The sequence below is a fragment of the Limnohabitans sp. genome (genome assembly GCF_044361985.1).
Taxonomy (GTDB): domain Bacteria; phylum Pseudomonadota; class Gammaproteobacteria; order Burkholderiales; family Burkholderiaceae_C; genus Limnohabitans_A.
Map to the genome: position 1 here is coordinate 23,675 of NZ_JBIKHV010000020.1, position 8,312 is coordinate 31,986.

Sequence of the window (8,312 nt, forward strand, 5' to 3'; positions counted from 1 at the left end):
GCTTCACATCGAGAAAATCTTCCCGGGGTTCATGATGTTGTGCGGGTCCAGTGCGCGCTTGATGGTGCGCATCATGTCAACAGCGCCTTCACCTGTCTCGGTGCGCAGAAAATCCATCTTGTGCAGGCCGATGCCGTGCTCGCCAGTGCAGGTGCCGCCCAGACGCAGTGCGCGAGACACCAGCGTGTGGTTCAAGGCCTCGGCCTTGGCAATCTCTTCGGGATTGTTCGGGTCGATCAGGTAACCGAAGTGGAAATTCCCATCGCCTACATGGCCCACCAGGAAGTAGGGAATGCCGCTGGCATCGGTTTCGGTGATCGAGTCGAGCAGGCAGTCGGCCAGTCGGCTAATAGGCACGCAGGTGTCGGTGCTGATGGCACGGCAGCCGGGGCGGCTTTGTACCGCGGCAAAGTAAGCGTTGTGCCGTGCCGTCCACAGGCGGGTGCGCTCTTCGGGGGTGACGGCCCATTCAAAGGCATTGCCGCCAAATTCGCTGGCAATCTCTTGCACGGTTTCGGCTTGCTCTTTCACGCCGGCAGGCGAACCATGGAACTCCATCAACAGCAAAGGCTCTTCGCGCAGGCCCAGCTTGGCGTAGGCGTTGACCATGCGCACGCTGTTGTGGTCGATCAACTCGACACGCGCGATCGGCACGCCCAGCTGGATGGTCTGGATGACGGTGCGCACCGCCGCTTCGATGCTCGGAAAGGAGCAGATGGCGGCGGAAACGGCCTCGGGCAAGGGATAAAGGCGCACGGTGACTTCAGTGATGACCCCCAGGGTGCCCTCGCTACCCACCATCAGACGGGTCAGGTCGTAGCCGGCCGATGATTTTTTGGCGCGCGTGCCTGTGCGAATGGCGTCGCCCTGGGCGGTGACCACTTCCATGGCCAGCACGTTTTCTCGCATGGTGCCGTAACGCACGGCGTTGGTGCCACTGGCGCGGGTGGCGCTCATGCCGCCGATGGTGGCGTCGGCACCCGGGTCGATCGGAAAGAACAGGCCGGTGGACTTGATCTCTTCGTTCAGTTGTTTGCGCGTCACGCCGGGCTGGACGGTCACCGTCAGGTCTTCGGCGTTGATGGACAGCACCTTGTTCATGCGCATCAAATCGATGCTAATGCCGCCTTGCACGGCCAGCAAATGACCTTCAAGCGACGAGCCCACGCCAAACGGAATCACGGGCACCTTGAATTGCGCGCACAACTTAACGGCATCGGCCACATCTTGCGTGCATTCGGCAAACACCACGGCAGCGGGTGGTGGCACATGCGTGAAGGCTGATTCGTCGCGGCCATGTTGTTCGCGCACGACCAGGGCGGTGGAGCAGTTGTCTTTGAAGCGAGACTTCAGGGCGACCAAAAAGGCCTCGGGCACTTCGCGCTGAGCGACTGCGGGGGCCAAGTGGGCGGTGGCGGTGGGGGCGTTCATGGGTGTCTCCGGTGGTGACAGGCCGAGCCCGCCAAGCATTAGAAAACGCAGTTTACGCCTCAAATCCGGGGCTTGCTGTCCGGTGTCAGACAAGTCAGTGGGACTTGGCCGACAATCGGCAGACACAATGTGCGCTGCAAAATAAGGACATCTCCATGGGCAACCGACTCACACAAATCGCCACCCGCACCGGTGACAACGGCACCACTGGGCTGGGTAACAACCAGCGCGTGTCCAAAAACAGCTTGCGCGTGCACGCCATGGGCGAGGTGGACGAGTTGAACTCACACATCGGTCTGCTGCTTTGTGAAGACATGCCCTTTGACGTGCGTGATGTGCTGGTCGAAGTGCAGCACCAGTTGTTCAACCTGGGCGGCGAGCTGTCCATTCCTGGTTTTGAGTTGCTCAAGCAAGAAGCTGTGGCGGCACTGGATGCCGCACTGGCCACCTACAACGAGCAGCTGCCCAAACTCGAAGAGTTCATCTTGCCCGCCGGCACGCGCGGCGCGTCGCAAGCGCACGTTTGCCGCACTGTGGCCCGCCGGGCCGAGCGCGCTTGCGTTGCTCTGGGCAACGAAGAGGCCATCAACGAAACACCGCGCCAATACCTCAACCGCCTGTCTGATTTGATGTTCGTGCTGGCCCGTGTGCTCAACCGCATGAATGGCGGCGATGACGTGTACTGGAAGAGCGAACGCATGAACAAAGAACCCAAATCGGCATGAGCTGCCTGCGCCTCATCGCGATGGCGGCTTTGTGGGTTGGTCAGACACATGCCGCCACCCAGACGGTGACTTTGTCGTGCGCTGTGTCCTACATGCCCGAACGCAGCACTTGGGTGCGTGAGGTTCAGGTGGACTGGGATCGAAAAACCATTCGTGCTTTGCGCATTGACGGCGTGTCACCCTACAGCTTTTCCGTCAACCCCAGGGGCGTCTCCACGGCGCTTGACAACGAACGCATTCAGCTTGACCTGGGCCAGGCACAGTGGACCAGCGACTTTCGCGGGCTGGCTTCTGGCCAGGGGCGCTGTGAAGTCGTGGCACCCTGAGGCTGTCGCCTAAGTGCATGTTTTGAGGGTTTTCGGCGTGACACCGCTGTGCGCCCACTGCTACGCTGTCTCTGATGAATACCGAACCCTTGCTCCGTACACTCGCCCCCTACGTGCCCCAAATACGGCTGTACCAAAATTGGTTGCGTGACCAACGTGGCCTGAGTTTTGCCACGTACAACGACCTGTGGCGATGGTCGGTGACTGATTTGGATGCGTTTTGGCAAAGCATCTGGGATTATTTCCAATTCGAGTCCATCACGCCGTACACGGCGGTGCTGGCCAACAACGTCATGCCCGGGGCCAAGTGGTTTCCGGGGGCCAAGACCAACTATGCGCACCAGGTGTTGCGCCACGCCAAGCCCGCGCATGAGGCTGGGTTTTTGGCGGTCATCAGCCTGAATGAAAAAGGCCTGCGCCAAGAAATGAGCTGGCCCGAGTTGCGCCGCCAGGTCGCTGCCATGGCCTTGCATTTGCAGGCCCAGGGCGTGCAGCCCGGTGACCGCGTAGCGGCCTATTTGCCCAACATTCCTGAAGCCATGGTGGCTTTTCTGGCCACGGTCAGCATTGGTGGTGTCTGGAGCATCTGCGCACCCGATATGGGCACGCATGCCGTGCTCGACCGTTTCAGGCAGATTGAGCCCAAGGTGCTGATTGCAGTCGACGGCGTGAGCTATGGTGGCCGTGACTTCGACCGCATGAGCGTGGTGCAGGAGCTGAAAGACGCGCTGCCCACCGTGCAACACGTCATCATCCACGAGAACCTGGGGACCCTCGACCTGGCCAACTGCGACGTGGCAGCCAGCGTGCAAATGGCGACCATCACGGCACGCAACGCTGCCGACGTAGAGGCCTTCGAGCCCATGTGGTTGCCCTTTGACCACCCTTTGTGGATCGTTTATTCAAGTGGCACCACCGGCCTGCCCAAGCCCATCGTGCACGGCCATGGCGGCACCGTCATCGTGGCCCTGGCCAACAAGATCCTGCACAACGACGTGGGCTGCAGCTACCACCCTAACAGCTGGGGCGAACGCTTTCATTGGTACAGCTCCACCGGCTGGGTCATGTGGAACGCGCAGGTGGCGGGCCTGCTCAATGGCGTGACCTGCGTGATCTACGACGGCAACCCGGGCGGCAGCAAGGAAAACCCTGACTGGGGCATCTTGTGGCGCATGGCGGCCGAAGAAAAGGTCACTTTTTTTGGTGCTGGCGCTGCTTTTTTTGCCAATTGCCAAAAAGCCGGCCTGGACATTGCCCGTTGCGGCGACCTGTCGGGGGTGCGTGCACTGGGCACCACTGGCTCACCCTTGTCACCCGAAACGCAAAACTGGGGCACCGAGCAGTTCAAGCGCATCGGCACAGACATTTGGTGGTGCAACCTCTCGGGCGGCACCGACTTTGCGGGCGCCTTTGTGGGCGGACACCGCGAGCTGCCGCAAGAGGCGGGCGTCATGCAGTGCCGCATGTTGGGCGCCGCCGTTGAGTCATGGAACGAGGCGGGCGAACCGGTCCAGGGCGAGGTGGGCGAGCTGGTCTGCACACAACCGATTCCGTCCATGCCTTTGTTCTTTTGGGGTGACCAGGGCAACGCGCGTTACCTCAGCAGCTATTTCGAGATGTACCCGGCAGGCCACGGCCGAAAGCCAGGCGGCGGTGATGGCCCGGCCAGCATGGGCGGCGTCTGGCGGCATGGGGACTGGTTGCGCATCGGCAATGAACAAGGCCAGGGCGAAGGCTGCGTGATCTTTGGGCGCAGCGACGCCACCATCAACCGCCACGGCCTGCGCATGGGCACCAGCGAGCTGTACAGCGCCGTTGAAGCCCTGCCCGAAGTGATGGACTCGATGGTCGTGGACCTGGAGTACCTGGGCAAAGAAAGTTACATGCCGCTGTTTGTGGTGTTGCGCCCCGGCACGGTGTTTGACGATGCCCTCAAGGCCCGCTTGAACAACGCCATCAAGGTCGCACTCAGCCCGCGCTTTATTCCCAACGAAATCTTTTTGGTGGCCGAGATTCCGCGCACCCTGTCAGGCAAAAAGCAGGAGCTGCCGATCAAGAAACTCATGCTCGGCCAGCCGCTTGAAAAGGTGGTCAACAAGGACGCGATGGCGAACCCGGGTTGCCTGGAGTGGTATGTGGATTTGGCCAGGCAGCACCTGGCCAAGGCCTGAAGCCCGCGGTTAAAAATTCAGGGCGCTTTGCGCTTCAGCAGGCGCAACACGGGGGCTTGAAGCGCGCTTTTGACACGTTGGCCCATGGCGCTCAGAGCGACCACAAAGGCCCCTCTTTTTTCAAAGATGCGACGCGGTGAGCCAGTCGGTTTGCCGGGCAACTGCCAGCGGCTTCCAGGTTGCCAAATGCTGGTCGCCACCAATTGCAGCGTGGCCAGCAGCAGCATCACTTGCAGGCCAAACAGAAACAGGAAGCCCCAGGAGATGTCTGGCCACAGCAGGCGCAAAAGCGCCATCACCAAGGGCAGGCCCAAAACGGCGATGACGGCCCACTTCAAGTTGAGTGCTGGACGCTTTGCCATGGCGTCAGTTCTTGTGCAGCTCGGCGTTCAACTCGCCCCAGCTCTTGTTGCGCGGAATGGCGTGCAAAGCGCCAGACTGTGAATCGCGGCGGAACAGGATGCCGTTTTTGCCGGACAGCTCTTTGGCCTTGATCACGCTGCCATCGGGCAGTTGCACGCGGCTGCCGCCGGTGATGTAGCAACCGGCCTCGACGATGCAGTCGTCGCCCAGCGAGATGCCGATGCCGGCGTTCGCGCCCAGCAGGCAACGCTTGCCAACCTGGATGACTTCTTTGCCACCGCCCGAAAGCGTGCCCATGATGGACGCGCTGCCGCCGATGTCGCTGGCGTCATCCACCACCACACCCGCGCTGATGCGGCCCTCGACCATGCTGGCGCCCAAGGTGCCCGCATTGAAGTTGCAAAAACCTTCGTGCATGACCGTGGTGCCGCTGGCCAGGTGCGCGCCCAGGCGCACGCGGTCGGCGTTGGCAATTCGCACGCCAGAGGGCACAACGTAATCGGTCATTTGCGGGAACTTGTCGACGCCTTTGATCTCCAGCAGGCGACCGGCGGCGCGCGCCTTCATGCGTGCGGCGGGCACTTCGCCCACGGCGCAAGGGCCAAAGTTGGTCCAGGCCACGTTGGCCAGCAGACCAAAGATACCGGTCACGTTGGCGCCGTGCGGCAACACCAGGCGGTGGCTCAGCAAGTGCAGGCGCAGGTAGGCGTCGTGCGTGTCGGCAGGCGCGTCGGCCAGCGATTTGATTTCGGTGCGCACGGCGACCACGAAAGTGCCGCGCACGGCGCAGGCGGTCATTGCGTGGGCCACATCAGCGCCCAGAGCGGCCACCGCTTCGGCTTCGGTCAGGTGGGTGCTGCCGCTGGCGGTCACATCGCCCGCCAGTTCAGGGGCTGGGAACCAGGTGTCCAGCACGGTGCCGTCAGCGGCGAGGGTCGCGAGGCCAGTGGCGCGTGCGCCGGTGGTTTGGTAGGTGCTCATGCGTCTGCTCCGAAAAAATGGCCCGCAGTGCGTGCGGGCCGTTGGGAATCTGAAGGGGGGATTATCGGGGATGGCGGCTTTTGGCACCGACCGTCTTAAACGATGCCCATGTGAAATGAAATTTGGCCGGGTGTGAGACACCCATGACCAGTTTGGCCAACCGCAAGTTAGCCGCCCCCGGAATGGCTGGCCACGTACTGGCGCAGCACGCTGTCCATGAGCGATTGCCAACCCTGCCCGGTGGACTTGAAGTAGGCCAGCACCTCCGGGCTGTACCGCACGGACACCAGCTGTTTTTTGTTATCGGATTTGGGTCGGCCGCGCAAGCTTTTGAGGGGGACCATGGCCTTCAGTTGCGAGGGCGTGAGCGGCTGTGCATCCGGATCACTGCGGGCTGCGGTGGTGATGGCGTTGTCCTCTTGCAAACTTGGCATGCGGACAGTGGGGCGCTTAGAAATGGTCGACATAGTGCTTTACCTCGCGTCGATTGGCACGGCGAAGACTGATGATTCTTCGGGTTTGTGCGCGGTCAACAAATGCCACGAAGTACAGAATTTCGGTCTTGGGCGCAAGCGCGATCATTCGCCTTTCTTTGTACTCAAACCGATCATCAACCCATACCAGCGCGGATTCCCAGTCGAGTTCGTCGACCATGTCCAGTGACAGACCATGCTTGATCTGATTGGAGGCATCTTTGATCGGATCGAACTCGATATGCATTCTATTCATGTAGCTACTGAAAATCAACTTTTACTGCTGTGAAGGCCAGCCTTGAAGCGGACAAACTTCAAGCGCTGGCGGGCTCCACTCGCTTTAGCGCAGAAAACCCAGGCTGAACACCTGTGGGCGCAGCTTGTGGGTCAGGGCTTGATAGGCCACCTCAAAGGGGCTGAAGTTGATGGGGGCGGTGTCACCGCTTTTGTTGCGCTCGCCCAGGGCGTTGCGCACTTGGTACCAGCCCACATCGGCGCGGTTGAGTTTGTATTGGTCGCGCACGGTGCGCACGTCGGTGTGGGCAAAGTAGGCTGTCCACAAGCTGCGCCCGGCATCCAGCACCGCCGTGGCTTCGGCGGACAGGGTAATGTCTGCCAGGTACTGCACCATGAAGTCGGACTCGAAGCGGTCGGGGGCGTTGACTTCGGCCTCGGTGAAGGGGATGAAGTGGTTGACGATGGACCACTTTTGGCCGTTCCATTCCAGGTTGTTGGCGCTGGCGGTCAGGTTGCTGCCGTTGAACAGCATCCACAACAGGCAGTCGGTTTTGAACTCTTCTGTGAGTGGTTCGGTGGGTTGGAGAAATTGATCGCGGTCGTTGAGCCAGGTGGGTTTGATGATTCTGCGAACAGTAAAGATAATTGCTGCCTGCCAAATGTTTTGTGGGTTGATATAAAAACCGTCACCTTGTCCGTATGGTGCCGAAAACAACACGGTTTGCTGGTTTGCATGTTGCAGATCATTTTTTCCGCAATACATGTAGCCAATCGCCCCGTCTGACCACGCACTTACTCGCGGTGTGGAAGTTGCTGGGGCGATGCCATTCTTTAAAGGCAATGCAGGTTGATTGTTCTTCTTTGGCCGCTTCAGCCATACATTCAGCATTGATAAATTGGGTAAATTGAAAAAAGTTTTTTCTCCAATCGGTTTTACGGACTTATCAAATACATCGACTGCAATTGATGTGAAACTGCGTGCCTTTGAGTTTTTGTTGTCGGTTTCCCAGATCAAAAAACCGATAGGAAAATTGCCTTTAAGACCATCAAAAGATTTGCTGTGAACGATGAATCCACCCAAGTATTTGGCACGCCATACAGCTCTGAATTTTTCAAAATTTGGAGCATTGATGTACTTCATTTTGCTGAACATCGCTAACGTCGCAGATGGTATTTATTGCGCAACTCTGGCTACAAATTGTGTGAAGAGTTCGTTGCTGGCTTTTCCATACTGACCCATCGCCGCAGCAGCAAATTTGGTACTTGCAACCCCGGCTTTATTGCCAATGTCAGCACCCGTTCCAACCTCCGCATAAGGCGGATTGATCAACACCAAAATTTTTTTCCCCTCCGCAATGGCTTTGCGCAGCCCCGCAGGCACCTTGTTGCTCAGGGCGTAATCAATCTCGCCGTCTTCGGTGATGTCATCGTTCAGATAGTCGTATTGAAAGCGTTGCGCCGACACGCAGGTTTTGGTGGCTTTCATCACGTCGATGTCGGCTTGGTCCAGCGTGCTCATGTAGATGTTGCGCGGGTTGCTGTGTTTCACCTCCAGGTTGCCCACGCCGCAGCACATGTCCCAGACGATGTAGTCTTTTTGCCAGT

At 59.4% G+C, this 8,312-nt stretch carries 9 protein-coding genes and 1 pseudogene; 3 read left to right on the forward strand and 7 right to left on the reverse strand.

What is annotated here, in order from left to right:
• Positions 1-3: 3 nt before the first annotated feature.
• Positions 4-1,431 carry an FAD-binding oxidoreductase gene (locus tag ACIQ3A_RS05850; protein WP_396430818.1) on the reverse strand — a complete coding sequence of 476 codons (1,428 nt, stop codon included), beginning with the start codon at positions 1,429-1,431 and terminating at the stop codon, positions 4-6.
• Positions 1,432-1,586: 155 nt separating this feature from the next.
• Between ACIQ3A_RS05850 and ACIQ3A_RS05855 the strand changes: the two genes are divergently transcribed.
• The 3 genes from ACIQ3A_RS05855 to ACIQ3A_RS05865 all read left to right on the forward strand — a co-directional run bounded on the left by ACIQ3A_RS05855 (position 1,587) and on the right by ACIQ3A_RS05865 (position 4,653).
• Positions 1,587-2,156: a cob(I)yrinic acid a,c-diamide adenosyltransferase gene (locus ACIQ3A_RS05855; RefSeq protein WP_396430819.1), complete on the forward strand. Its 570-nt coding sequence runs from the start codon at positions 1,587-1,589 to the stop codon at positions 2,154-2,156.
• Positions 2,153-2,482 (forward strand): hypothetical protein, encoded by a 330-nt coding sequence (locus tag ACIQ3A_RS05860; protein ID WP_396430820.1) that lies wholly within the window; start codon positions 2,153-2,155, stop codon positions 2,480-2,482. Before ACIQ3A_RS05855 ends, ACIQ3A_RS05860 begins: the two co-directional genes overlap by 4 nt.
• Before the next feature lie 74 nt (positions 2,483-2,556).
• Complete coding sequence (locus ACIQ3A_RS05865; RefSeq protein ID WP_396430821.1) at positions 2,557-4,653, forward strand: acetoacetate--CoA ligase; 2,097 nt, start codon at positions 2,557-2,559, stop codon at positions 4,651-4,653.
• A 17-nt stretch (positions 4,654-4,670) separates the two neighbouring features.
• On the opposite strand, the gene ACIQ3A_RS05870 is transcribed toward ACIQ3A_RS05865, so the two are convergent.
• The 6 genes and pseudogenes from ACIQ3A_RS05870 to ACIQ3A_RS05895 all read right to left on the reverse strand — a co-directional run.
• Entirely contained in the window at positions 4,671-5,015 is a 345-nt protein-coding gene (locus ACIQ3A_RS05870; RefSeq protein WP_396430822.1) for a hypothetical protein, read from the reverse strand.
• 4 nt (positions 5,016-5,019) lie between these two features.
• The gene (gene dapD, locus ACIQ3A_RS05875) at positions 5,020-5,997 is read right to left on the reverse strand and encodes a 2,3,4,5-tetrahydropyridine-2,6-dicarboxylate N-succinyltransferase (protein WP_396430823.1); all 978 of its coding nucleotides are present in this window, start codon (positions 5,995-5,997) and stop codon (positions 5,020-5,022) included.
• Between the two features lie 167 nt (positions 5,998-6,164).
• Positions 6,165-6,464 (reverse strand): BrnA antitoxin family protein, encoded by a 300-nt coding sequence (locus ACIQ3A_RS05880; RefSeq protein WP_396430824.1) that lies wholly within the window; start codon positions 6,462-6,464, stop codon positions 6,165-6,167.
• The gene (locus ACIQ3A_RS05885; RefSeq protein ID WP_396430825.1) at positions 6,448-6,726 is read right to left on the reverse strand and encodes a BrnT family toxin; all 279 of its coding nucleotides are present in this window, start codon (positions 6,724-6,726) and stop codon (positions 6,448-6,450) included. Before ACIQ3A_RS05885 ends, ACIQ3A_RS05880 begins: the two co-directional genes overlap by 17 nt.
• A gap of 84 nt (positions 6,727-6,810) precedes the next feature.
• The gene (locus ACIQ3A_RS05890; RefSeq protein ID WP_396430826.1) at positions 6,811-7,422 is read right to left on the reverse strand and encodes a hypothetical protein; all 612 of its coding nucleotides are present in this window, start codon (positions 7,420-7,422) and stop codon (positions 6,811-6,813) included.
• Positions 7,423-7,881: 459 nt separating this feature from the next.
• Positions 7,882-8,312 (reverse strand): annotated as a pseudogene (locus ACIQ3A_RS05895) (hypothetical protein); the annotation flags it as partial.